Consider the following 22,148-nt stretch of genomic DNA (forward strand, 5'->3'; position numbering starts at 1 on the left):
GGATCAGCCCCGCGCCAGCGCGGCGAACCGCGCGGCGGCGGCAAAGGCGGCATGGCGGCGGGCGCGGCGTTCCAGCGCTTCGGCGTCCTTGCCCCAGAGCTCGGCCTGCCAGTCTTCTTCTAGGTTTGCCGCATCCCACAGCGCGTCGATGTCCGCGTCCGGCTCCAGCGCCTTGAGCCCCAGCAGCAACGAAGCGGCAAGCGCGGCGGTATTGCGCAGCGCGGCGAGGGTAAAGGCATCGAGGTGGCCAAGCTCCTCGCGAAGCCGGGCCAGCGTTTCGGGTGGCTGGGGCCGGTGGATCACGCCGGCAACGCGCACGAAGCGCACGTCCCAGCGCGCTTCTGCGGCAGTGAGGAGCGGCTCCCAAACCGCGCGCTGGCGCACGCCTAGCGCTTCGTCCGGCTCGGCGCGGTAGCACAGCGTGTCGGTCTCGCCGTAGGGCACGAGTTCTTCGATCACCCCGGCCTTTCCGGCCTCCACGACATCGAGCGCGTAGTCGGCAAGGTCGCGCAGCACGAAACAGGCGGGGTCGATCTCCTCGCCTTGACCCGCCCATTCGGCGGCGAGCGCCTCCGCCAGCTTCGGGCTGGGGACGATCTGGGCGCGCCCGCCCACGGTGCGCAGGCCCCGGCCATCGAGCATGACGCGATAGCCGGCGCCCTCGGCCGCCACTGTCACAGCCTTGTAGAAGCGCTTCACGGCTTGCTTTTCCAGCGCCGCGCGAGGAGCGGTGGCAGGGCGTAGAAATCGATCAGGCCCGCGGCGATCAGCACATAACCCGCCGCTTCGGGCAGCTTTGGCAGCCAGCTCACCTTGCCCGCCACGATCAGTACGCCGACAAGCGCCAGCAGCGCGCCCGAAAGGCGCACCAGCTGCAGCACGGCAAAGCGCGCTGCTGCAGGATCGCGCTCCGGCGCCGCGCTCATTCCATGCCCTTCAGCAGCAAGCGCAGTTCCGCGATCGATCCGGCAACCGCCTCGGCTCCGGCCTCGACCAGATCGCGCGGGTGGTGATAGCCCCAGTCGACTCCGATTGCGCGGACGCCTGCGTTCACCGCCATGGCCATGTCGAAGGCGGTGTCGCCGATCATCGCCGTCTCGCTGGCCGAGGCGCCGGTGGCTGCGAGGCAGGCTTCGATCATGCTCGGATGCGGCTTCGAAGGATGGCGATCGGCGGTCTGCAGCGTAACGAAATGGCCGGTAAGGCCGTGCGTTTCGAGGCAATGGACGAGACCACTGTCGCTCTTGCCGGTGGCCACGCCGAGCATCCAGCCCGCGCCTGCCAGTTCTTCGATCAGCCCGGCGATGCCTTCGTACAGCGGCTCGGCCACCTGGCCCGCGCTGCGCCGTTCGCGGAAAGCGTCGCGGTAAAGCTGGGCAAGCATCGCGTGGTCATCGGCCGTTCCATCCGGGCGCAGGCGGCGCATCGCTTCGGGCAGCGATAGGCCGACGATGCGGCGCGTGGCGTTGCGGTCAGGCAGAGTGAAGCCGGCCGCCAGAAATGCCGCGTCCATCGCGGCGCAGATATCGGCCTGGCTGTCGACCAGAGTGCCGTCGCAATCGAAGATGGCGAGGCGTATTGTCATGCTGCCAGTCGCTCCATCAGCTCGGCGAGCGCGAACTTGCCCTCACTCTTGAGCCCCTCGATCAGCCGCACGCGCTCCTCGGCGGGCTTGTTCTGCGAAAGCTTCAACGTAGGCCGCCACGCCTCGATCGTCAGTTCGAAGCCGACGATCATGTCCATCATCCGGTCACGCTTGATCCGCGCCATCTTGTCCATGGTCCAGGGTGTGCCCTCGGCTACGCGCGCCTCGTGGTGGGCCGAGACGTCCTCGAGCAGCGCGTGGAGCCCGTCGCGGTCCATGCGGCGCACCGGGCCTTCCATTTCGAGCGCGATGTAGTTCCAGGTCGGCACCTGATCGGGATCGCTGTACCAGCGCGCCGAGATGTAGCCGTCGGGCCCGTTCACCACGGCGAGTGCCTGCGCCCCGTCGAGGTGGCGGGTCAGCGCGTTGCCAAGCGCGAGGTGGAAGCGCAGCGTGCCAGCATCGGTCAGCAGCAGCGGGACATGCGCGACGCGCGGGCCGTCGGGCGTGGTCAGGAACACCATGCCGAAGCCGGTTTCCCCGATCAGCGCGGCGAAGAGGGCCTTGTCCTCTTTGCGGAAGGCGGGATTGGGATGCATCAGACCCTCGGGCTGCGGCGCGGCGTTTTACCTGCCGGGGGCTTGCCGCCGCCTGAAGTGCCGCCACTGGTCTTGCCTGCCGCAGGAGCCCGGCGCACCGGCTTGCCGCCATTCGCCGCACGCTCGGCGGCATTGCGTTCGGCAGAAGCGCGCCCTGCTGATGCGCGCGCCAGCGCGGTGCCGGTGGGCGCCTTGCTGCCCGGGCCTTTCTTCACGCCCGCACGCGCCTTGGGCGCGGCGCGGCCGCTGGGCGGCGCGTCGGCACGCTTGCGGCGCTCGCCCCGGCGCTCCTTGCGGTATTCCTTGGCATAGGCCTTGGCCGCGCGCTTTTCGATCACCTTCTCCGGCACCAGCTTCACCGGCTCCAGCGGCAGATCACCATCGGCCTCGTCGAAGCCCAGCTGCGCCATGCTCGCCGCGAAGTGATCGGGCAGCGGCGCCGTCACGTCGAGCAGGTCGCCCTCCGGATGCTCGATGCGCAGGCGGCGCGCGTGGAGGTGCATCTTGCGGCTGATCGAGCCGGTCAGGAAAGCAGCCTGCCCGCCATACTTGCCGTCACCCACGATCGGGTGACCGATGGCGGCCATGTGGACGCGCAGCTGGTGCGTGCGGCCGGTAAGCGGCTGAAGCTCGACCCAGCAAGCGGCATTGCCCGCGCGGCCGATCACGCGGTAGCGCGTGCGGGCGGACTGGCCGTGCTCGGTCTCGTCGACCATCATCTTCTCGCCGCCGGTGCCCGGCTGCTTGGCCAGCGGCAGTTCGATCAGCCCGTCCTTGACGTCGGGCACACCTGTGATCAGCGCCCAATAGATCTTGCGCGCGGTTCGCCCGGAAAAACGCTTCGAAAAGAACGCCGCGCTGCCGGGGGTCCGCGCGATAAGGAGGACGCCCGAGGTATCCTTGTCGAGCCGGTGGACGAGGCGCGGGCGCGGGCCCTTCTCTTCGGCATAGGCATCGAGCAGGCCGTCGACATGCTCGTGCGTGCCGCTGCCGCCTTGCGTGGCGAGGCCAGGCGGCTTGTTGAGCACGATCGCAGCGCGGTCCTGCGTCAGCACCATGCTTTCGGCGAGCGCGATCTGCTCCTCGGTCAGAGGTTTCTTGGGCCGCGCGCTCTTGATCCCCGGGGGCGCCGAGCCGCCCGGCGGCACGCGCAGCACCTGGCCCTTTTCGACCCGCGTATCGACATCGGCGCGCTTGCCATCAACGCGCAGCTGCCCGGTGCGGGCCCAGCGCGAAACGGTGGCGAAGCCGACGGCCGGCAAGTTGCGCTTGAACCAGCGGTCGAGCCGCACGCCGTCATCGTCCTTGGTGACGGTGAACTGGCGGACGTCCGCGTCCTCGGCCGGATTGCCCCCGCTCATGCCACCACCCGCGTGAGCCAGAGCCCGCCGAACAGCGCAGCAAAGCCCGCGATGAGGGAGACTGCAACATAGCCCGCAGCAAGGCCCAGCGCACCGCGTTCGACCAGGACCGCGAACTCGAGCGCGAAGGAGGAGAACGTCGTGTAGCCGCCGAGCACGCCAACGCCGAGCAGCAGCCGCAGGTGTTCGCCGCCCGCGCCGTGCCGTGCCAGCAAGCCCACAAGGAGGCCCATCGCCGCGCTGCCCAGCACGTTTACGGTGAGGGTCGCCCAGGGAAAGGCGGAGGCCGCCACCGGCCCTATCGCGGCAAGGAAAACGCGGCCCGTCTGATAGCGCAGCCAGGCGCCAAGTGCGCCGCCTGCTGCTACAGCAAGGCCGGGTGGAACGCTGGCAAGTAAGGGAGGAGTGGCAGTCATTGGGCAAGCCCCTAGCCCAGCCTTGTGCCAAATGCACGAGATTGCTTGCCTTGGCGGGCCTCATTTGATAGCGGGCGCCGCGTGAGAGCCGATCCGTTCGGATTCGGCCCGTTTCGTATTTCTGCCATTTTCGGTGATTCCCGCTGTGTGCGGGCTCTCGCCATCAGCATTGAGGTGTAGCGGTTTATGCAGATTCTCGTTCGCGACAACAATGTCGACCAGGCCCTTCGCGCGCTCAAGAAGAAGCTGCAGCGCGAGGGCGTGTATCGCGAGATGAAGCTGCGCCGTCACTTTGAAAAGCCCTCGGAAAAGCGCGCCCGCGAAAAGGCCGCTGCTGTCCGCCGCGCCCGCAAGATGGAGCGCAAGCGGCTTGAGCGCGACGGCGGCAAGTAAGCCCCGCAGGGAGCCGGGCATTCCCGGCTCCTAACCTCTTGCGAACAGGGTCCGGCTGGGCCAAGAGGGCGCCGTAATTGCGGCGCCCTTTCGCTTGCCCGACGCTTAGCGCGGGGAGGGATGCGCCGAGGGCTTGAGATCGGGGCCTCATGGCTAGGCCCGCAAAAGGGGATATCATGTCGGAAATCACCCGCGTTCCGCTCCCGCCGGTCGGCAAGGGATCGCTCACCCGGATCTGGGTTGGCGTGATCCTTGCGCTGCTGATCGGCGCCAGCACCGCCTGGGCCGTGCGCTATCAGGGCCTTGTGGTCGAGACGCTCCGCGCCGGCTCGGGCCCTTCGCCCACGCTCGGCGATGTCGTACAAGTGAACTATGCCGGCACGCTCGCCAACGGCAAGCCGTTCGACAAGGGCGAGAAGGTGGCCCTGCCGGTCGAAGGCGTGATGCCCGGCTTCAGCCAGGGGCTGCTGAAGATGCAGCGCGGCGGCAAGTACAAGCTCATCATCCCCTCCGCGATGGCCTATGGCGCGCAGGAGCGGAAGGACTCGGCGACCGGACAGGTCGTCATCCCGGCCAACAGCGATCTGGTGTTCGAGGTCGAACTGCTTGACTTCATGAGCGCGGCCGAGATCGAGCAACGCCGTCAGGCGCTGGAACAGCTGCGCCAGCAGATGGGCAGCGCACCAAGGGGCGGCGCGGGCGCCGAACCCCTGCCGCAGCCCTGATCCACGAACGCTTTTGGCCGGCGGGGCGTGCGCGCTCACCGACCACAGCCTTGCGAAAGAGACCGGCAAGATGTCCGTAGACACCGCCACCGTGGCCAAGATCGCCGCGCTGGCCCGCATCAAGGTGACCGACAGCGAAATCGCGGCGATGGTGCCCGAACTCAACGGCATTCTTGCCTGGGTCGAGCAGCTCGGCGAAGTGAACGTCGAGGGCATCGCGCCGATGACGGCGGTGATCCCCAACAAGCAGCGCCTGCGCGAGGATGTCGTCAATGCCGATCCGCTGACCGGCGGCGGCGTGCGCGACAAGGTGCTCGCCAATGCCCCGGCGGGCGAACATGGCTTCTTCGGCGTGCCCAAGGTGATCGAGTGATGAGCGAACTGACTGACCTTGGCGTCGCCGCGATCCGCGAAGGCGTGGCGAAGGGCGACTTCACCGCAACCGAAGTGGCGACTGCGTTCAACGCTGCTGTGGCTGAGGCGCAGGATGCGCTCAATGCCTTCATCACGCTGACCCCCGAAAAGGCGCTCGAAGCTGCCGCTGCGGTCGATGCAGATCGCGCCGCCGGAAATCCGCTGGGCAAGATGGCCGGTGTGCCGATCGGCATGAAGGACCTCTTCGCCACGACGGGCACGAAGACGACCGCCGCCTCACAGATCCTTGGCAACTTCGTGCCGCCCTATGAATCGACCGTCTCGCAGAAACTGTGGGACGCGGGCGCAGGCATGCTTGGCAAGCTCAATCTTGACCAGTTCGCGATGGGCTCCTCGAACGAGACCAGCGCGTTCGGCAATGTGGTTTCGCCGTGGCGCCGGGAAGGCGATACCGCGCAGCTTGCCCCTGGCGGCTCCTCGGGCGGCTCCTCCGCTGCCGTCTCCGCCCGCATTGCCCCTGCCGCGACCGGTACCGATACCGGCGGCTCGATCCGCCAGCCCGCCGCCTTCACCGGCATTTCGGGCATCAAGCCGACGTATGGCCGCTGCTCGCGCTGGGGTATCGTCGCCTTCGCTTCCAGCCTCGATCAGGCCGGCCCGATGGCGCGCGACGTGCGCGATTGCGCGATCATGCTGGAAGCCATGGCCGGGTTCGATCCCAAGGATTCGACCAGCCTCGACATGCCGGTGCCGCAATGGGAAGCCGGGCTGAACGCCGACATGCGCGGCAAGAAGGTGGGCATCCCGCGCGAATACCGCATGGACGGGATGGACGCCGATGTTTCCCGCGTATGGGACGAGGGCATCGCTTGGCTGAAGGACGCGGGCGCCGAGATCGTCGACATAAACCTCGCGCACACCAAGTATGCGCTCCCCGCGTACTACATCATCGCCCCTGCCGAAGCCTCGTCCAACCTCGCCCGCTATGACGGCGTGCGCTACGGCCTGCGCGATCTGCCGCAGGGCGCGGGGCTGCAGGACATGTATGCCGCCACCCGCGCCGCCGGTTTCGGGGCGGAAGTGAAGCGCCGCATCATGATCGGCACCTACGTGCTCTCGGCGGGCTTCTACGATGCCTATTACACGCAGGCGCAGAAGGTGCGCACGCTGATCAGCCGCGATTTCATGGATGCCTTCCAGAGCGTCGACGTGATCCTCGCCCCCACCGCGCCGACCGCCGCCTTCGGCCTCGGCGAGATGGTGAGCGATCCGCTGGCAATGTATCTCAACGACGTGTTCGCCGTGCCCGCCTCGCTGGCCGGCCTGCCCGCAATGTCGGTGCCTGCGGGCCTCGACCGTCAGGGCCTGCCGCTGGGGCTCCAGCTCATCGGCCGTCCGTTCGATGAACAGGGCGTGCTCGATGCGGGTCTGGCGATCGAGGCGCGGGCTGGGTTCACCGCGCGACCAGCGAAGTGGTGGTGAGGGCTTGGGCGTAATTGACGCTCCTCTGCTGCTTTGGTATTACCTCAACCATGTATTACCAGTCCAACATGACCTCCAAAGGCCAGGTTACCGTGCCCAAGGACATCCGCGATGCCCTCGGCCTTGCCCCGGGACAGGCCGTGGAGTTCGAGCTGGACGCCGATGGCAATGCGCGCATCCTGCGGGCAGACGATCGCACGTCCATCGAGAAGAAGAAGGCTGATTGGCTGAACCGCCTCAATGAGGTCCGCGCCAAGTACAAGCTTCAGGACCCTTACGCCGGCATGGACGGCCTTGAGTACCAGCGCTGGATTCGCGGGGACGGGCCAGAAGTGTGATTCTCGATAGCAACGTTCTGATTGCGCTGTTCCAGCATGCCCAGCCGAGAATGTTTGATCGCCTTGCCGAATGGCAGGCGCTACGCAGGATTCACATCAATCTTGTGATTTTTGCAGAAGTCGCGCCCAGTTTCCCCGATGTGACAGAGCTCGAAGCAGCGCTTGACCGGCTGGAGGTCATGCTAACTGCCTTTACCCGAGAAGATGCCTTCCGCGCCGGGAAAGCCTATGCCGAATACCGGCGGCGCGGCGGCGAGCGGACGACCATCCTGCCAGACTTCCTGATCGGTGCGCAGGCCGAAATCAGGGGCTGGCCTCTCGTCACGCGGGACCGTAAGGGCTTTCAGAGCTATTTCCCCGGCCTCCAGATCATCGATCCGACAGAAGACTGACCATGACCGACACCGCATACCGCATTCAGGGCGCAACCGGCGAATGGGAGGTCGTGATCGGCCTCGAAGTCCATGCGCAGATCAGCACCGAGGCCAAGCTCTTCTCGGGCGCCGCGACCGCGTTCGGCGCGGAGCCCAACACGCAGGTCAGCCTCGTCGATGCCGCGATGCCGGGCATGCTGCCCGTGCCCAACCGCGAATGCATCCGTCAGGCCGTGCGCACCGGCCTTGCCGTGGGTGCGCAGATCAACAAGTGGTCGCGGTTTGACCGGAAGAACTACTTCTACGCGGATTTGCCGCAGGGCTACCAGATCAGCCAGCTCTATCACCCCATCGTGGGCGAGGGCGCGGTCGAGATCCAGCTCGACGACAAGAACCCCGAGAGCACCAAGACCATCGGCGTCGAGCGCATCCACGTGGAGCAGGATGCCGGCAAGCTGATGCACGATCAGCACCCGACGATGTCCTACGTCGATTTGAACCGTTCGGGCGTGGCGCTGATGGAAATCGTCAGCCGGCCGGACATGCGCTCGCCCGCTGAAGCAGGGGCCTATCTCGCCAAGCTGCGCACGGTGCTGCGCTACGTCGGCAGCTGCGATGGCAACATGGACCAGGGCTCGATGCGCGCGGACGTCAACGTCTCGGTGCGCCGCCCGGGCGAGCCCTTCGGTACGCGGACCGAGACGAAGAACGTCAACTCGGTGCGCTTCGTGATGGCCGTGGTCGAGCAGGAAGCGAAGCGCCAGGTCGCACTGATCGAGGATGGCGGCAAGGTCGTGCAGGAAACCCGGCTCTATGATCCGGACCGCAACGAGACTCGCTCGATGCGCAGCAAGGAAGATGCGCATGACTATCGCTACTTCCCCGATCCCGATCTCCTGCCGGTCGAGCTTGACGACGCGTTCCTCGAGGAATGCCGCGCCAGCCTGCCTGAGCTGCCCGACGCGAAGCGGCACCGCTACGAGACGGTTCTGGGGCTTTCTGCCTACAACGCAGGCGTACTGACCGCCGAAGTCGAAACCTCGCGCTGGTTCGAGGCTTTGCTGGCGCAGAGCGCGTCGCAGCAGGGCAAGCCCGAGAGCGAAGTCGCCAAGCAGGCGGCCAACTGGCTGACCAGTGAACTGTTCGGCGCGCTCAACAAGCTGGGCAAGGGCCTGCTCGAAAGCCCGGTCAGCCCCGAGGCAGGGGGCGAATTGCTTGCGCTCGTCGGCAAGGGCACGATCTCGGGCTCGATCGCGAAGCAGGTGCTCGAGAAGATGCTCGAGACGGGCGACGCCCCGGGCGTGATCGTCGAGCGCGAGGGCCTCACCCAGACTTCGGACACCGGCGCGATCGAAGCCGCCGCCGATGCCGTCCTCGCTGCCAATGCCGACAAGGTGGCGCAGTACAGGGGCGGCAAGGAGGCGCTGTTCGGCTTTTTCGTGGGGCAGACCATGAAGGCGATGCAGGGCAAGGCCAATCCGCAACTGGTCAACGAAGTGCTGAAGGCGAAGCTGGGGTAGACGGCCCGACCGGTCCGACTTGGCCCCAATTCGCCTTTTCACCGCGCTGCATCTGTGCTGAATTCCCCTCACTGAATTGGGGGGATATGTGTTTCGTCATCGCGCTTTGGCGGCCACGCTGGTCGTCTTCATCAGTACGGCGCCATGCGCCGCGCAGGAGCAGCCTGCCGCGTCCGTGCAGCCCGTCGCCGAATCTGGGGCACCCTCGTCCGGGGCGTCGCAGCCTGCTTCGGCAATCCCCTCGCCCGAGGGCCTGACGATGCCCAAGCTCGATTTCGCGCCGACGCCGGAGATCGAGAAGGACTTCGACAAGTACTTCTATTTCCACCGCGCCGACACGAGCTTTGCCGAAGCCTACATCGACATCCATGAATGCGATGCGCTGGCAAGCGGCAGCAGCATCTATCTTGGCGGCAATGCCGCGATGGCTGGTGCTACGGCCCAGTATGGCTTGCTTCCGGGCGCAATCGGCAGTGCCATTGGCAGCGCGATTGCCGATGCGATCTTCGGCTCGGCCGCGCGGCGTGAGCAGCGCCGGGTGAACCTGCGCAACTGCATGGGCTTCAAGGGCTACAAGCGTTACGGCCTCAGCCGCGACTTGTGGACCGAGTTCAACTTCGAGGAAGGCATGGGCCGCAAGAAGGAAGACCGGCGCAACGATGCGCTGGCGCTGCAGGCGCTCGTCGCCTCCGGCCTGCGCCGACGGCGAAGGAGCTGGGCCTGTGAGGATCGTCCGCACCGCTCTCGCGGCCGCGCTGGTCGCAGCCAGCCTTGCCGGCACCCCGCTCCGCGCCGATCCGGTAGAGGAGAAGAACGTCCTTTCGGGCAAGGCCAAGTTTGATCCCGCCAAGGGCTACATCCTCGTCAGCGGGCCGACGCGCATCGTCGGCATGTTCCTGCGCGTGCCCGACGATGCGACTCGGGCGGAGTGGGAGAAGGATCGTCAGAAGGCCTTCGAGAAGGCCAAGCGCCGCTACGCAGGCGATCTTGCCGCCTGGAATTTGCAAGCATCCAACGCGCGGGCGAACAAGGCCGAGCCGCCGCCGGCGCCGGTGGAGCCCACGCTGGAAACCTTCCAGTTCGATCCGATCGACTTGCGCGATGCGGTCTCGTTCGGGCCGCAGTACGTCTATGCCAAGGGTGAGCCGACCTATTATCTGCAGGCGGTGAAGCCGGGGACCTATATCTGGTACGGCAACGTGTTTGGCGGCAACGGCCTTCCTGCAGCGGGCACCTGCATGTGCATGGGCACGGTGCGCTTCGAAGTGAAGGCGGGGGTTGTAACCGATACCGGCAACTGGTTCCTCGCCGCGCCCAAGTGGGGCGAGGATATGGACGTTGCCCGCAAGACGGCGATGGAAGCTGCCGCGAAGCGCGCCGCCGAGGGCAAGCAACCGCAAAAGACGATTCCGGTGGGCGAAGTCCGTTTCGGCCGGCCGGCAAGCCTCAAGGACTGGCCTTCGGCACAGGCCGAGTTCCATGCCAATCCCAAGCTGAACAACATGCTCGGCATCTTCGTTTCCCGCCTGGCCCCGGTTCCGGGTGTGCTGGCCTATCACCGCGACATCATCGTGGATGAGCGGACCGGGCAGGAAATCGAAAGCCCGACGCTGATCAGCCGGGCGAAGATCAAGAGGTAAGCGCCGCCGGGGCGCGGGCGGATCTTCCGCGCCCCCCGGCTCCTATTCCGCCTTCACCACTTCCACCGGCAGCCCCAGCCCATCGAGCTGCGGCTTGACCTTGGCGGCATCGCCCACCACGACCCACACCAGCTTGGCAGGATCGATCGCCGTGCGAGCCGCCGCGTCGAGTTCGGCCGGGGTCATCGTGCGATAGCGCTCGGGCAGCGTCTCGTACCAGGTGTCCGGCCGCTTGTAGGTCTCGATCTTGGCAATGCCGTCGAGCACCGCGCCCGAGGTTTCGAACGCGCCCGGCAGTTCGCGCGCGTTGCCCTGGGTGGCGAGTGCGGCTTCTTCCGCCGTGGTGCCCTTGGGCCCAAGGTAGCGCGCCATCTCGCCGCGCAGTTCGGTGATCGAGGGCCCGGTCTTGTCGGTCTGCACCGGGGCGTAGACCATGAAAATCAGCCGTTCCGCACGGTCGTTGATCAGGCTGGCGACACCGTAGGACCAGCCCTTGGTCTCGCGCAGGTTGAGGTTGAGGCGCGAGAGGAAATCGCCGCCGAGCACATCATTGGCGGTGCGCAGGGTAACGGTATCGTCGATGCCGCGGGCGTTGAGGACGGTGCCGGCGAGGATCATCGACTGCGGTGAACCGGGCCGGTCGACGAGGACGATGCGAGGGCTGGGCGCGGGTATCGGGGCGGAGAAGTCCTTGACCGGCGGGGCCATGCGGTTCGCCGCCCAGTCGCCGAAGCTCTTTTCGAGCAGCGGCACGACGTCGGCCAGGGTGGTGTCCCCCACGACATAGATCGTCGCGCGGTCCGGCCGCAGCCAGCGCGCGTGGTAGGCGGCGAGGTCTTCGCGCGTCAGCTTGCTGACGACGGCCGCTTCGCCCGTGCCGCTGGGGGCATAGCCGTAGGGATGCGCCGGGCCGTAAATCGCCGGGTAGAGCACGCGCGCGGCGAGCGAATAGGGATCGGTGCGTTCGGCGCTGATCGTGGAGAGCTGCTGCGCGCGCACGCGTTCAAGCTCGGCTGGGGTCAGCGCGGGGTGGCGCACATAGTCCGCAAGCAGATCGAGCGAAGGCGCAAGGTTCGCGGTCAGCGCACCCAGTTCGAACGCGGTGGAATCGGGAAGGCCGATGCCGCCGATTGAGGCGCCCAGCGTTTCCTTGGCCCGGGCGAGCGCGGAGGAATCGAGGCTGGTTGTGCCCTCGTCCATCAGGCGCAGCAGCAGCGCATTGGTGCCGCGCGCGTCCTTGGGATCGGCGGCAAAACCCGCATCGAACGAGACACGCACCGAAACCACCGGCACCGCGCTACGCCGGGCGAAAACGACCTTCATGCCGTTCTTGAGGCTGGTGCGCTCGATCGCGGGAAAATCGAGCGCAGGCACCTGACCTCCAGCCGGGATCGTGCTGCGATCGGGCTCGCGGCCGCTGGCCACCAGCGCGGTCGGGGTCGGTGCGGAAGGCGCCGCCGGGGCAAGCGCCGCATCGCCGCCGCGCGCCTCGCCGCCCGCCGTGCGCTCGCCGGGCACGACGGTGAGCGCGAAGACCGGGCGCGTGAGCCACTTGGCCATGGCATCGCGCACCATCGCGGGCGTGAGCTTTGCCGTGGCCTCGAGCACGTGGCGGTAGTGCGCCGGGTCGCCCGAATAGAGCAGCCCTTCGGCCAGCGTCGCGGCCTTGCCGCCGCCGCCGACGGATTCGAGCCCGCGGATCTCGCCTGCGGCAAACAGCGTTGCGGCGCGGGCAAGTTCGTCGGCGGAGGGGCCTTCGGTGATCAGTCGGGTCAGCTCGGCATCGAGCGCGGCGCCGGTCTTCGCCGCGTCGACACCGGGCTTCACATCGGCCTGCATCACGAACTGGCCGCCCTGCGCCAGAATGTCGGTATGGGCCGAGACGCCGACCGCAAGCTGCTGGCTGCGCACCAGCGCGTCATCGAGCCGCGAGCTGGCAAGCCCGCCCAGAATCAGACCACCGACCTGGAGCGGCAAGTAGTCGGGATTGTCGAGCCCGGGGATCGTCCAGAAGCGGTAAAGCCGGGTGGTGGCCACGCCGTCATGCACGGTGCGGCTGACGGGGGCGGGGAGCGTGGGCACAGGCGCGCTGACCGGCAGGACCGCAGGCCCAGCAGGAATGGCCCCGAACCACTTTTCCACCTTGGCACGCGCGGTGGCGAGATCGATATCGCCGGCAATGACCAGCACGGCATTGTTCGGGCCGTAATGATCGCGGAACCAACCGCGCACATCTTCGAGGCTGGCGCTGTCGAGATCGGCCATCGAGCCGATGGTGGTGTGGTGATAAGGGTGGCCGGCGGGGTAGAGCGTCTCGAACTGCTCGTACTCGATGAGGCCGTAGGGGGCGTTGTCGCCCTCGCGCTTCTCGTTCTGGACGACGCCGCGCTGGTTATCGAGCTTCTCCTGCGTGACCGCGCCGAGGAGGTGGCCCATGCGGTCGCTTTCGAGCATGAGCGCGCGGTCGAGCGCCGCGGTCGGCACGGTCTCGTAGTAATTGGTCCGGTCAAACGAAGTGGTGCCGTTGAGATCGGTTGCGCCGACTTCCTTCATCGGGCCGAAATAGTCGCCGGGCGCATGCTCCGAGCCGTTGAACATGAGGTGTTCGAAAAGGTGCGCGAAGCCGGTCTTGCCGCGCGGTTCGTTCTTGGAGCCCACCTTGTACCACACCGAGACCGCGACGACCGGGGCCTTGCGATCGGTGTGGACCAGCACGGTGAGGCCGTTGGGCAGCGTGAAGCGCTCGTAGGGAATGTCGACCGCCTTGACGAGATCGGCGACCGGTGCAGCCTTGAGCTGCGGCGCTGGCACCGAGGCAGGCGCGGGCGCGGCGGCGAGCGCAGGCAGGGCGGCGAGGAGGACTGGAAGGGCGAGCAGACGGGCCATCACGAAACGGGGCATGGTGATCCTGCAAGTGAGGCGGCTGCACCGGACGGCGGCCGCGCGGGTTGGTTGGTTTATCTGTTTCAGAGCACGGCGCGCATGAACAGAAGCTAAATCATGCCCGGCTCGCAATATGCCGGGCGAGCGGCGGCCAGGGTGGGGGTTGACACGGTTGACACGGTCCAGAGGAATAATTGAAATCGATCACTTGTCGGGCTTTGATCGATAGAGGCGATCACAGAAAGGCCAGTGCAGGCAAGGCGGGAAGGCATGGATTCGAATATAGCCTAAAAGCGGCGCTGTAGGACAGCCGGTGTCCGACGAACGCCATCCCGCCATCGGCGAGTGTTCCTGGCACCCGCGAGAGGGGAGCAGTTTCAGGCGGTCGGCGCGTCCGCACCGCCTGGCGCCGCCTTTGCGGCGGTAATCGCCTTCTGGCTGCGCACGAAGGGGTAGGCAAGCTGCGACATGTAGCCGGCCGGCACCGTTTCGGGCACGCCGTAGCCTGCGGGCCAGCGCCCTTCGGGCATATGGAAGGTGCCGAAGAGCTTGTCCCATAGTGGAAAGTGGATCGCAAAGTTCACGTCGATCGCCTCTGCCTCGAGACCGTGGTGCCAGTGGTGGAAGCGCGGGGTGACCAGCCAGTGGCCGAGGCGATCGAAATCGCCGCGCATATTGGCATGGACCAGCCCGGAGTAGACGTAGACGAGCGTGACATAGGCCTGCATCACCGAAGGCGAAAAGCCCAGCGTGAGCAGGGGCAGCGAGGTGACCCCGCGCAGCAGCACGACCTTGACCAGATGCATGCGCGCGCCGGCGAGCCAGTCCATCGCCTTGGCCGAATGGTGCACGGCGTGAAAGCCCCACAGGAACGGCACCCGGTGGAAGGCGCGGTGGAACCAGTACTGGCAGAAATCGGTGATCACCATCGCCGCGACGAACTGGACGATCCAGGGCAGGCCGGCGATGGTCGCGCGCAGCCCGTCCCAAGAATCCGAGTGGGCGTTGACGTAAGTCGACGGGGCGAGCGCCAGGTAGGTTGCGACCTGCACCAGCATCGAACTGACGAGGTAGTAGAACAAGTCTTCGCGCCATTCGGTGCGGAACAGGCGCTGGCTGGCATTGTGCGGCCAGATGCGTTCGAACGGCGCGAACATCAGCCCGGTGGCGATGAGGTTCACGACGAAGAAATCGACCCCGAAGAAGATGCCCCAGTCCGCCGTCTCGCGCGGCTGGACATTGGCGCCGCCGAGGAGCGCTGCGGCGATCCCGATCAGCAGCGCGCCGGCCCCCAGCACCTTGCGCGGGCGCAGCAGGAGGCTGAGCAGGGCGAGCCCGTAGCTCGACAGCAGCACCGCATGGACCAGCGGGCGGAACCACAGGGCTTCGCGGATCTTTGCCAGTTCGGGCGTGGCGAACCAGCCCGGCCAGCGCAGCGCAACGACAAGACCGAGCCCCGCGCAGGCCAGCAGAAGCGCGAAGAAGCCCGAATACCAGCCGGAGCCGAACCGGCGCACTGCGACGGGTGCCTCAAGATCCTTGCGCAGTTCCCGGACCGGATCGAATCGACCTACCATTGCCGATACCTCTGAGGTGAAGCGTTATACTTGGCCTAGCGAGGCAATATTAACACTCTCTTCGAAAAACGGCATAGGTTGCGGTGATTTATTTGAACCAGTTCGGTCTGATCTCCATTCGGCGCCGGACGGCATCGCGCGGAGGAACGGATCGCATGGAATTTTGATCCATGTCCTTGTGTGGCCGAAATGACACACTACCTTCTGGCTATCAGGAGGAAATCCAACCCATGAACCTCGAGAAATTCACCGATCGCGCCAAGGGCTTCCTGCAGGCGGCGCAAACCGTTGCCATTCGCATGAGCCACCAGCGGATCGCGCCCGAGCACGTGCTCAAGGCCCTGCTCGAAGACAGCGAGGGCATGGCATCCGGGCTGATCCAGCGCGCCGGGGGCACGGCTTCCGTGGCGCTCGCCGAAGTGGACAAGGCGCTCGCGAAGATCGCGTCCGTGTCCGGTGGGGGCGCGCAACAGACGCCTGGCCTCGACAATGACGCGGTGCGCGTTCTCGATTCCGCTGAGCAGATCGCGGCGAAGTCTGGCGATGCCTATGTGACGGTCGAGCGCATGCTCGTCGCGCTGGCCCTCGCCACGACCACAGCGGCGGGGCAGGCGCTGAAAGCGGCCAATGTCACGGCGCAGGCGCTTGAAGCGGCAATTACCGCGCTGCGCGGCGGGCGGACGGCAGACAGCGCCGGGGCGGAGAACGCCTACGAGGCGATGAGGAAGTATGCCCGCGATCTCACCGAGGCGGCGCGCGAGGGCAAGCTTGATCCTGTCATCGGGCGCGATGAGGAAATTCGCCGCACGATCCAGATCCTGGCGCGGCGGACCAAGAACAATCCCGCGCTGATCGGCGAGCCGGGCGTGGGCAAGACCGCGATTGCCGAAGGGCTCGCGATCCGCATCGCCAATGGCGACGTGCCCGACAGCCTCAAGAACCGCCGCCTGATGTCGCTCGATATGGGCAGCCTGATTGCGGGCGCGAAATATCGCGGCGAGTTCGAGGAGCGGCTGAAGGCCGTGCTCGACGAAGTGAAGGGCGCCGAGGGCGAGATTATCCTGTTCATCGACGAGATGCACACGCTGATCGGCGCGGGCAAATCGGAAGGCGCGATGGATGCGGGCAATCTGCTGAAGCCGGCGCTGGCGCGCGGCGAACTGCATTGCATCGGTGCGACGACGCTCGACGAGTACCAGAAGTATGTCGAGAAGGACCCCGCGCTGCAGCGGCGGTTCCAGCCGGTGTTTGTCGGCGAGCCGACCGTGGAGGACACCATCTCGATCCTGCGCGGGCTCAAGGAGAAGTACGAGCTGCACCACGGCGTGCGGATCACCGACGGTGCCATCGTGGCGGCGGCGACGCTCTCCAATCGCTATATCGCGGACCGTTTCCTGCCCGACAAGGCGATCGACCTCATGGACGAGGCGGCGAGCCGGCTGCGCATGGAAGTGGAGAGCAAGCCCGAGGAAATCGAGAACCTCGACCGGCGGATCATTCAGCTCAAGATCGAGGACATGGCGCTCGCCAAGGAGAGCGACTCTGCCTCGAAGGACCGGCTGGCGGCGCTGCGCGAGGAGCTCGCCAATCTGGAGCAGCAATCGAGCGAACTGACGACGCGCTGGCAGAACGAGCGCGACAAGATCGCGGCCGAGGGCAAGATCAAGGAAGCGCTCGATGCGGCGCGGATCGAGCTGGAGCAGGCGCAGCGGCAGGGCGATCTCGGCAAGGCGGGGGAACTGGCCTATGGCCGGATTCCCGAGCTCGAGAAGCAGCTGGCCGAAGCGCAGGGCATGGCGGAGAACGCCTTGCTGCGCGAAGAGGTGACGGCCGACGACATTGCGGGCGTGGTCAGCCGCTGGACCGGGGTGCCGGTCGAGCGGATGCTGCAGGGCGAGCGCGAGAAGCTGCTCAAGATGGAAGAGACCATCGGCAAGCGGGTGATCGGGCAGCGCGATGCGGTGGTCGCGGTTTCCAAGGCCGTGCGGCGTGCGCGTGCGGGTTTGCAGGATCCGAACCGGCCGCTGGGCTCGTTCCTGTTCCTCGGCCCCACGGGCGTCGGCAAGACCGAGCTGACCAAGGCGCTGGCGGGCTTCCTGTTCGACGACGACAACGCGATGGTACGGATCGATATGTCCGAGTTCATGGAGAAGCACTCCGTGAGCCGGCTGATCGGTGCGCCTCCGGGCTATGTCGGCTATGATGAAGGCGGCGTGCTGACCGAGGCGGTGCGGCGACGGCCCTATCAGGTCGTGCTGTTCGACGAGGTCGAGAAGGCGCACCAGGACGTGTTCAACGTGCTGCTGCAAGTGCTCGACGATGGGCGGCTGACCGACGGGCAGGGCCGCGTGGTGGATTTCACCAACACGCTGATCGTGCTGACGTCCAACCTTGGCAGCCAGTACCTTGCGAACCTTGAGGAAGGGCAGGACGTTTCGGTTGTCGAGCCGCAGGTGATGGACGTGGTGCGCGGGCACTTCCGGCCCGAGTTCCTCAACCGGCTGGACGAGATCATCCTGTTCCACCGGCTGGGCCATGAGCACATGGCACCGATCGTCGATCTGCAGGTGGCGCGGGTGCAGGCGCTGCTGAAGGATCGCAAGATCGTGATCGACCTGACCGATGCAGCGAAGCGCTGGCTGGGGCGGGTGGGCTACGATCCGGTCTATGGCGCGCGCCCCTTGAAGCGGGCGGTGCAGCGCTATGTGCAGGATCCCTTGGCCGAGCGGCTGCTTGGGGGCGAAGTGCCTGATGGCAGCACGGTGCGGATCGACGAGGGCGATGGCGCTTTGACGTTTGTGGTGGAGTAATTGGGTTCACGCGGAGGCGCGTAGGCGAGGAGAAGAAGGGGTTTCGCGCAGAGACGCCGAGGTCCGCAGAGATGGAGCGAGTATCGGCCGAAGGCCCTTAACTCGCTCCGTGACTCAAGGATCAGAAGCGGCTTCGCCGCAAACACCACATTCTCTGCGGAACTCTGCGTCTCTGCGCGAAACCCTCTCACCTTCTCCGCGCCTCCGCGCCTCCGCGTGAAACCCTTAATCTCACCCGCAGGCCGGACAATGTTCCCCCGCCGGCATAGCACCCCCGCAAGCCCGGCACCGCGCGCTTGTGCCCAGCGCGAGTTCGTGGCCCAGCGCGACGCGCTCGTCGAAGACGAAGCATTCGCCTTGCCACAGGCTTTCGCCCGGCGGCACGTCTTCGAGATAGCGCAGGATGCCGCCTTGCAGGTGGTAAACTTCCTCCACGCCTTCGGCCTTGAGGAAAGCGGTCGATTTCTCGCAGCGGATGCCGCCTGTGCAGAACATCGCGACCTTGCGCGGCTTCGCCAGCAGGCGCTCGCGTTCGCGGCGGAACCAGGCGGGAAACTCGCGGAAGGTGCGGGTTTCGGGATTGATCGCGCCGGGGAACGTGCCGATCGCGACTTCGTAGGTATTGCGCGTGTCGATCACGAGGACTTCGGGATCGGCGATCAGCGCGTTCCAGTCGTGCGGCGCGACATAAGTGCCAGCGCTGGCGAGCGGGTCGATGGCGGGCTCGCCCATCGTCACGATCTCGCGCTTCACCCGCACCTTCATCCTGCCGAAGGGCATGGCTTCAGCGCTGGAGAACTTCACGTCGAGATCGGCGCAGTAGGGCAGGGTGCGGATGTGATCGAGCACCCGCGCGATCGCTTCGGCGTTGCCCGCGATGGTGCCGTTGATGCCTTCGCTTGCCAGCAGCAAGGTTCCCCGGATGCCTTGCGCCTCGCACAGCGCCAGCAGCGGGCCCATCAGCGCTGCCGGGTCTTCAAACCGGGCGAAGCGATAGAGCGCGGCGACGGTGAGGGGCGCGGGCGGGATCATGGCGAGGGGGCGTAGCGCATTGCCTGCCGCAGGCAAGTGGCTCGTGGCGCGGCTGCTCTCACTTTTGAGGGGCGGCGTTTTGAGGCAGGTCAAAGCCTGCGCAGGGCTTGCTGCGCCATCATCCCTTGCGGATGAGGAGAGCAAGCATGGTCGAGACGCTTACCGGCACCAACCGCTCGAATGGCATCACCTATGATGCCCTGCTGGACATGGACACGCACCGCGTGCCGCCGCGCCTGCGCGAGGACAGTCCGCTGGAGCCGGGGCCGACGATAGTCGATCCGAGCATCTACTTTTCGCGTGATTTCTTCGATCTGGAGGTCGAACGGCTGTGGAAGCGGGTGTGGCAGATGGCCTGCCATGAGGACGACATCCCGAATGTGGGTGACAGCCATGTTTATGATATCGCGCACCTTTCCTACATCGTGGTGCGCACCGGGCCGGACGAGATCAAGGCCTTCCCCAACGCCTGCCTCCACCGCGGGCGCGCGCTGCTGACCGAGAACAGCACGGGAATGCATGAATTCCGCTGCCCATTCCACGGCTGGGCCTGGAAGATCGACGGCGCGCTCAAGGAAGTGCCGTGCCAGTGGGATTTCCCTTCGGTCAGCGCGAAGACGCACAGTCTGCCGCCGGTTCGCGTCGGGCGCTGGGGCGGGTGGGTGTTCATCAACCCCGATGACAACGCGCAGCCCTTCGAGCAGTTCCTTGGCGATATCGACAGGCACTTCCAGCCGATCCCGTTCGAGCGGCGCTACAAGGCGGTGCATGTCGCGAAGAAGCTGCGCTGCAACTGGAAGGTGGCGCAGGAGGCCTTCATGGAGGCCTACCATGTGGTGGCGACGCACCCGACGCTGCTTGACGTGATGGGCGATGCCAATTCGAAGTACGACGTGTTCGGCAACATGTCGCGCGCGATCTCGCCCAATGGCCTCCTCAGCCCGCACGTGAACCCCGCGCTGTTGGCCGATCCGCTGGAAGGCGCGAAGACCTATGCCAAAGTGCGCCACGCGCTGTCGGGCAATGTCTATGAACGGCTCGGCGAGGACCGGGTCAAAGTGACTGCACGCGACGGGCGTACCGGGGTGTTCGATCACCAGGCGCACCATATCGAGGGCGAGCTTGACCACGCCGACGTGCAACTGTGCGACTGGGTGGGTGGGCGTTTGCCGGAAGGGTGGGAGCTGGAGGAAGACCACACCACCTCCGGCCCGGTTCCCGACCGCCGAAAGGCCATGGCGGATGCATCGCGCGAATATTGGCGGGCGACTTTGGGCGACGAGGTCGACACACTGTCCGACGCCGAGTTCGTCGACACGATCTACTACAACCTCTTCCCCAACATCAGCCCATGGGGATGCCTCAACCCGATCTTCTACCGGTTCCGCCCGCTGGGCGACAATCCGGAGGAGTGCATCCACGAGACGATGTTCATGATGCCCGTGAGGCAAGGCGAGAAGCGGCCCGCGCCGGCCAAGGTGCACTGGCTCGATTTCGACGACGATTATTGCGATGCCGAGGAACTTGGCATGCTGGCCAAGGTGTTCAATCAGGACGTGGTCAACCTGCCGCATGTGCAGAAGGGCATGAAGTCGATCAAGTCGAAGGAGATCGTGTTTGCCAACTATGGCGAAACGAAGATCCGCCACTTCCACAAGCTGCTGAACGCGCAGCTTTCGCGTTAGGGACGGATTCGTCCGCCGAGCAAAAGTACCAGTTGCCGCTGGGTTCCGGCGGCGCGACAACGGGGCAATTGCTCCGGAACCAAAGGGTTTGCCATGTCACGTGAACAGCTGATCGAAATGACTCGCTCCCTGATCGCCCATGGCGATGCAGGCACGATGGAACTGGCCGACGAGGTCGTGCGCATCCCCGCCTCGACCTACACCGACGAGGCGCTGTTCGAGCGGGAGAAGAAGCAGATCTTCCGCCGCCTGCCGCTCATGGTCGCGCCTTCGTGCGAGATCCCCGAGCCGGGCGACTACAAGGCGATGGACATCTGCGGCGTGCCGCTGCTGCTCACCCGGCAGCGCGACGGCTCGGTCGGTGCCTTCCTCAACATGTGTTCGCACCGCGGCAATCCAGTCGCCTCGGGCAGCGGCAATGCCAATCGCTTCACCTGCGGCTATCACGGATGGACCTTCAAGAACGACGGCGACCTCATCGGTGTCGCCAGCCCGCAGGATTTCGGCACGGTGGACAAGGCAGCGCTCTGCCTGACGCGCTTCCCGGTGCATGAAAGCGCAGGGCTGATCTGGGCGACGCTCGATCCCAAATCGAAGCTGCCGATTGCCGATTACCTTTGCGGCTATGACGACCTGCTCGCGGCCTTCGGGTTCGAGACCTGGCATCTCTTCAGCCAGCGCACGCTTTCGGGGCCGAACTGGAAGACGGCCTACGACGGCTACCTCGATTTCTACCATCTGCCGGTGCTCCACGCGAACACGTTCGGCGCTGATTTCTACAACCGCGCCAACTTCTTCGAGTTCGGCCCGCACCAGCGGCTCTCCACCCCGTCGAAGTTCGCGATCAAGGTTTCCTCGGATGATGACCGCCAGATCGATCTCACGACGCTGAACGATGACGAGATCCCCAACGACGTGCTGGTGCAAGGCGTGTGGACGATCTTCCCGCATATCTCGATCGCCAGCTTCTACGGCGGCGGCCTGCGCGGCGCGATGATCAGCCAGCTCTTCCCGGGCGACAAGGTGGGCGAAAGCTTTACCACCCAGTTCTACGTCATGGAAAAGAAGCCCGAGGACGAGGCCGCCATCAAGGCCGCGCACGAGCAGTTCGACTTCCTCGAGATCGTGGTGCGCGACGAGGACTACAAGACCGGCAAGCGCCAGCACGTGGCGCTGCAGAGCGGCCTGATGAAGGACGTCCTCTTCGGCCGCAACGAGCGCGGCGGCCAGGTGTTCCACACCTGGGCGGCGAAGCTGCTGGCAGCGAGCGACGACGATCTGGTCGAGATCTTCGCCCGTGAGGCGCAGCGCGAAGCGGCGGAGTAAGCGGGCAGGGCGGCCTTCGCGGCCCCC

21 protein-coding genes are annotated in these 22,148 nt (G+C 66.1%); 12 read left to right on the top strand and 9 right to left on the bottom strand.

Translation table 11 applies throughout. From position 1 onward, the window contains the following. Positions 1-3: 3 nt before the first annotated feature. The 6 genes from WCL10_RS10625 to WCL10_RS10650 are packed head-to-tail and all read right to left on the bottom strand — an operon-like array spanning position 4 to position 3,961. Complete coding sequence (locus WCL10_RS10625; protein WP_336895614.1) at positions 4-699, bottom strand: ATP12 family protein; 696 nt, start codon at positions 697-699, stop codon at positions 4-6. Beyond that, positions 696-926, bottom strand: coding sequence for a hypothetical protein (locus tag WCL10_RS10630; protein WP_336895615.1), 231 nt, complete (start codon positions 924-926; stop codon positions 696-698). Before WCL10_RS10630 ends, WCL10_RS10625 begins: the two co-directional genes overlap by 4 nt. After that, a complete protein-coding gene (locus tag WCL10_RS10635; RefSeq protein ID WP_336895616.1) occupies positions 923-1,585 on the bottom strand; it encodes an HAD-IA family hydrolase in 663 nt (220 codons plus the stop codon). Before WCL10_RS10635 ends, WCL10_RS10630 begins: the two co-directional genes overlap by 4 nt. After that, positions 1,582-2,184, bottom strand: coding sequence for an FMN-binding negative transcriptional regulator (locus WCL10_RS10640; RefSeq protein ID WP_336895617.1), 603 nt, complete (start codon positions 2,182-2,184; stop codon positions 1,582-1,584). Before WCL10_RS10640 ends, WCL10_RS10635 begins: the two co-directional genes overlap by 4 nt. After that, complete coding sequence (locus WCL10_RS10645) at positions 2,184-3,545, bottom strand: RluA family pseudouridine synthase (protein ID WP_336895618.1); 1,362 nt, start codon at positions 3,543-3,545, stop codon at positions 2,184-2,186. Before WCL10_RS10645 ends, WCL10_RS10640 begins: the two co-directional genes overlap by 1 nt. Beyond that, entirely contained in the window at positions 3,542-3,961 is a 420-nt protein-coding gene (locus WCL10_RS10650; RefSeq protein ID WP_336895619.1) for a CrcB family protein, read from the bottom strand. Before WCL10_RS10650 ends, WCL10_RS10645 begins: the two co-directional genes overlap by 4 nt. A 186-nt stretch (positions 3,962-4,147) precedes the next feature. Between WCL10_RS10650 and rpsU the strand changes: the two genes are divergently transcribed. The 9 genes from rpsU to WCL10_RS10695 all read left to right on the top strand — a co-directional run bounded on the left by rpsU (position 4,148) and on the right by WCL10_RS10695 (position 10,808). Beyond that, complete coding sequence (gene rpsU / locus WCL10_RS10655) at positions 4,148-4,354, top strand: 30S ribosomal protein S21 (RefSeq protein ID WP_054121618.1); 207 nt, start codon at positions 4,148-4,150, stop codon at positions 4,352-4,354. A gap of 176 nt (positions 4,355-4,530) precedes the next feature. Continuing rightward, entirely contained in the window at positions 4,531-5,079 is a 549-nt protein-coding gene (locus WCL10_RS10660; RefSeq protein WP_336895620.1) for an FKBP-type peptidyl-prolyl cis-trans isomerase, read from the top strand. 70 nt (positions 5,080-5,149) lie between these two features. Continuing rightward, positions 5,150-5,452 (top strand): Asp-tRNA(Asn)/Glu-tRNA(Gln) amidotransferase subunit GatC, encoded by a 303-nt coding sequence (gene gatC / locus WCL10_RS10665; protein ID WP_336895621.1) that lies wholly within the window; start codon positions 5,150-5,152, stop codon positions 5,450-5,452. Next, a complete protein-coding gene (gene gatA, locus WCL10_RS10670; protein WP_336895622.1) occupies positions 5,452-6,936 on the top strand; it encodes an Asp-tRNA(Asn)/Glu-tRNA(Gln) amidotransferase subunit GatA in 1,485 nt (494 codons plus the stop codon). The genes gatC and gatA overlap by 1 nt, the downstream gene beginning before the upstream one ends. 50 nt (positions 6,937-6,986) lie before the next feature. Then, positions 6,987-7,274, top strand: coding sequence for an AbrB/MazE/SpoVT family DNA-binding domain-containing protein (locus WCL10_RS10675; RefSeq protein ID WP_336895623.1), 288 nt, complete (start codon positions 6,987-6,989; stop codon positions 7,272-7,274). Positions 7,275-7,324: 50 nt separating this feature from the next. After that, complete coding sequence (locus tag WCL10_RS10680; RefSeq protein WP_336895624.1) at positions 7,325-7,666, top strand: PIN domain-containing protein; 342 nt, start codon at positions 7,325-7,327, stop codon at positions 7,664-7,666. 2 nt (positions 7,667-7,668) lie between these two features. Further along, a complete protein-coding gene (gene gatB, locus WCL10_RS10685; RefSeq protein WP_336895625.1) occupies positions 7,669-9,168 on the top strand; it encodes an Asp-tRNA(Asn)/Glu-tRNA(Gln) amidotransferase subunit GatB in 1,500 nt (499 codons plus the stop codon). A gap of 259 nt (positions 9,169-9,427) precedes the next feature. Next, the gene (locus tag WCL10_RS10690; protein WP_336895626.1) at positions 9,428-10,009 is read left to right on the top strand and encodes a hypothetical protein; all 582 of its coding nucleotides are present in this window, start codon (positions 9,428-9,430) and stop codon (positions 10,007-10,009) included. Then, complete coding sequence (locus WCL10_RS10695; protein ID WP_336895627.1) at positions 9,891-10,808, top strand: hypothetical protein; 918 nt, start codon at positions 9,891-9,893, stop codon at positions 10,806-10,808. Before WCL10_RS10690 ends, WCL10_RS10695 begins: the two co-directional genes overlap by 119 nt. 42 nt (positions 10,809-10,850) lie before the next feature. Here WCL10_RS10695 and WCL10_RS10700 read toward each other — a convergent pair whose 3' ends face one another. Both WCL10_RS10700 and WCL10_RS10705 read right to left on the bottom strand, forming a co-directional pair. Continuing rightward, a complete protein-coding gene (locus WCL10_RS10700) occupies positions 10,851-13,709 on the bottom strand; it encodes a pitrilysin family protein (RefSeq protein ID WP_336895628.1) in 2,859 nt (952 codons plus the stop codon). A gap of 359 nt (positions 13,710-14,068) precedes the next feature. Further along, complete coding sequence (locus WCL10_RS10705) at positions 14,069-15,268, bottom strand: sterol desaturase family protein (protein WP_336895629.1); 1,200 nt, start codon at positions 15,266-15,268, stop codon at positions 14,069-14,071. 230 nt (positions 15,269-15,498) lie between these two features. On the opposite strand from WCL10_RS10705, the gene clpB reads away from it, so the two are divergent. Then, a complete protein-coding gene (gene clpB, locus WCL10_RS10710) occupies positions 15,499-18,078 on the top strand; it encodes an ATP-dependent chaperone ClpB (protein WP_336895630.1) in 2,580 nt (859 codons plus the stop codon). Positions 18,079-18,309: 231 nt separating this feature from the next. On the opposite strand, the gene WCL10_RS10715 is transcribed toward clpB, so the two are convergent. Continuing rightward, the gene (locus WCL10_RS10715) at positions 18,310-19,110 is read right to left on the bottom strand and encodes a rhodanese-related sulfurtransferase (RefSeq protein ID WP_336895631.1); all 801 of its coding nucleotides are present in this window, start codon (positions 19,108-19,110) and stop codon (positions 18,310-18,312) included. 146 nt (positions 19,111-19,256) lie between these two features. Here WCL10_RS10715 and WCL10_RS10720 point away from each other — a divergent pair, with 146 nt between their 5' ends. Continuing rightward, the gene (locus tag WCL10_RS10720; RefSeq protein WP_336895632.1) at positions 19,257-20,795 is read left to right on the top strand and encodes an aromatic ring-hydroxylating dioxygenase subunit alpha; all 1,539 of its coding nucleotides are present in this window, start codon (positions 19,257-19,259) and stop codon (positions 20,793-20,795) included. 93 nt (positions 20,796-20,888) lie between these two features. After that, positions 20,889-22,121: an aromatic ring-hydroxylating dioxygenase subunit alpha gene (locus WCL10_RS10725; protein ID WP_336895633.1), complete on the top strand. Its 1,233-nt coding sequence runs from the start codon at positions 20,889-20,891 to the stop codon at positions 22,119-22,121. Positions 22,122-22,148: the final 27 nt, after the last annotated feature.

Source organism: Novosphingobium sp. (assembly GCF_037133355.1).
Lineage (GTDB): Bacteria > Pseudomonadota > Alphaproteobacteria > Sphingomonadales > Sphingomonadaceae > Novosphingobium.

Excerpts from the sequence above, each read along its gene's own strand:
- WCL10_RS10630 (WP_336895615.1), bottom strand. The coding sequence starts at position 926 with ATGAGCGCGGCGCCGGAGCGCGATCCTGCAGCAGCGCGCTTTGCCGTG.
- WCL10_RS10635 (WP_336895616.1), bottom strand. The coding sequence starts at position 1,585 with ATGACAATACGCCTCGCCATCTTCGATTGCGACGGCACTCTGGTCGAC.
- WCL10_RS10640 (WP_336895617.1), bottom strand. The coding sequence starts at position 2,184 with ATGCATCCCAATCCCGCCTTCCGCAAAGAGGACAAGGCCCTCTTCGCC.
- WCL10_RS10645 (WP_336895618.1), bottom strand. The coding sequence starts at position 3,545 with ATGAGCGGGGGCAATCCGGCCGAGGACGCGGACGTCCGCCAGTTCACC.
- WCL10_RS10650 (WP_336895619.1), bottom strand. The coding sequence starts at position 3,961 with ATGACTGCCACTCCTCCCTTACTTGCCAGCGTTCCACCCGGCCTTGCT.
- rpsU (WP_054121618.1), top strand. The coding sequence starts at position 4,148 with ATGCAGATTCTCGTTCGCGACAACAATGTCGACCAGGCCCTTCGCGCG.
- WCL10_RS10660 (WP_336895620.1), top strand. The coding sequence starts at position 4,531 with ATGTCGGAAATCACCCGCGTTCCGCTCCCGCCGGTCGGCAAGGGATCG.
- gatC (WP_336895621.1), top strand. The coding sequence starts at position 5,150 with ATGTCCGTAGACACCGCCACCGTGGCCAAGATCGCCGCGCTGGCCCGC.
- gatA (WP_336895622.1), top strand. The coding sequence starts at position 5,452 with ATGAGCGAACTGACTGACCTTGGCGTCGCCGCGATCCGCGAAGGCGTG.
- WCL10_RS10675 (WP_336895623.1), top strand. The coding sequence starts at position 6,987 with ATGTATTACCAGTCCAACATGACCTCCAAAGGCCAGGTTACCGTGCCC.
- WCL10_RS10680 (WP_336895624.1), top strand. The coding sequence starts at position 7,325 with ATGTTTGATCGCCTTGCCGAATGGCAGGCGCTACGCAGGATTCACATC.
- gatB (WP_336895625.1), top strand. The coding sequence starts at position 7,669 with ATGACCGACACCGCATACCGCATTCAGGGCGCAACCGGCGAATGGGAG.
- WCL10_RS10690 (WP_336895626.1), top strand. The coding sequence starts at position 9,428 with ATGCCCAAGCTCGATTTCGCGCCGACGCCGGAGATCGAGAAGGACTTC.
- WCL10_RS10700 (WP_336895628.1), bottom strand. The coding sequence starts at position 13,709 with ATGCCCCGTTTCGTGATGGCCCGTCTGCTCGCCCTTCCAGTCCTCCTC.
- WCL10_RS10705 (WP_336895629.1), bottom strand. The coding sequence starts at position 15,268 with ATGGTAGGTCGATTCGATCCGGTCCGGGAACTGCGCAAGGATCTTGAG.
- clpB (WP_336895630.1), top strand. The coding sequence starts at position 15,499 with ATGAACCTCGAGAAATTCACCGATCGCGCCAAGGGCTTCCTGCAGGCG.
- WCL10_RS10715 (WP_336895631.1), bottom strand. The coding sequence starts at position 19,110 with ATGATCCCGCCCGCGCCCCTCACCGTCGCCGCGCTCTATCGCTTCGCC.
- WCL10_RS10720 (WP_336895632.1), top strand. The coding sequence starts at position 19,257 with ATGGTCGAGACGCTTACCGGCACCAACCGCTCGAATGGCATCACCTAT.
- WCL10_RS10725 (WP_336895633.1), top strand. The coding sequence starts at position 20,889 with ATGTCACGTGAACAGCTGATCGAAATGACTCGCTCCCTGATCGCCCAT.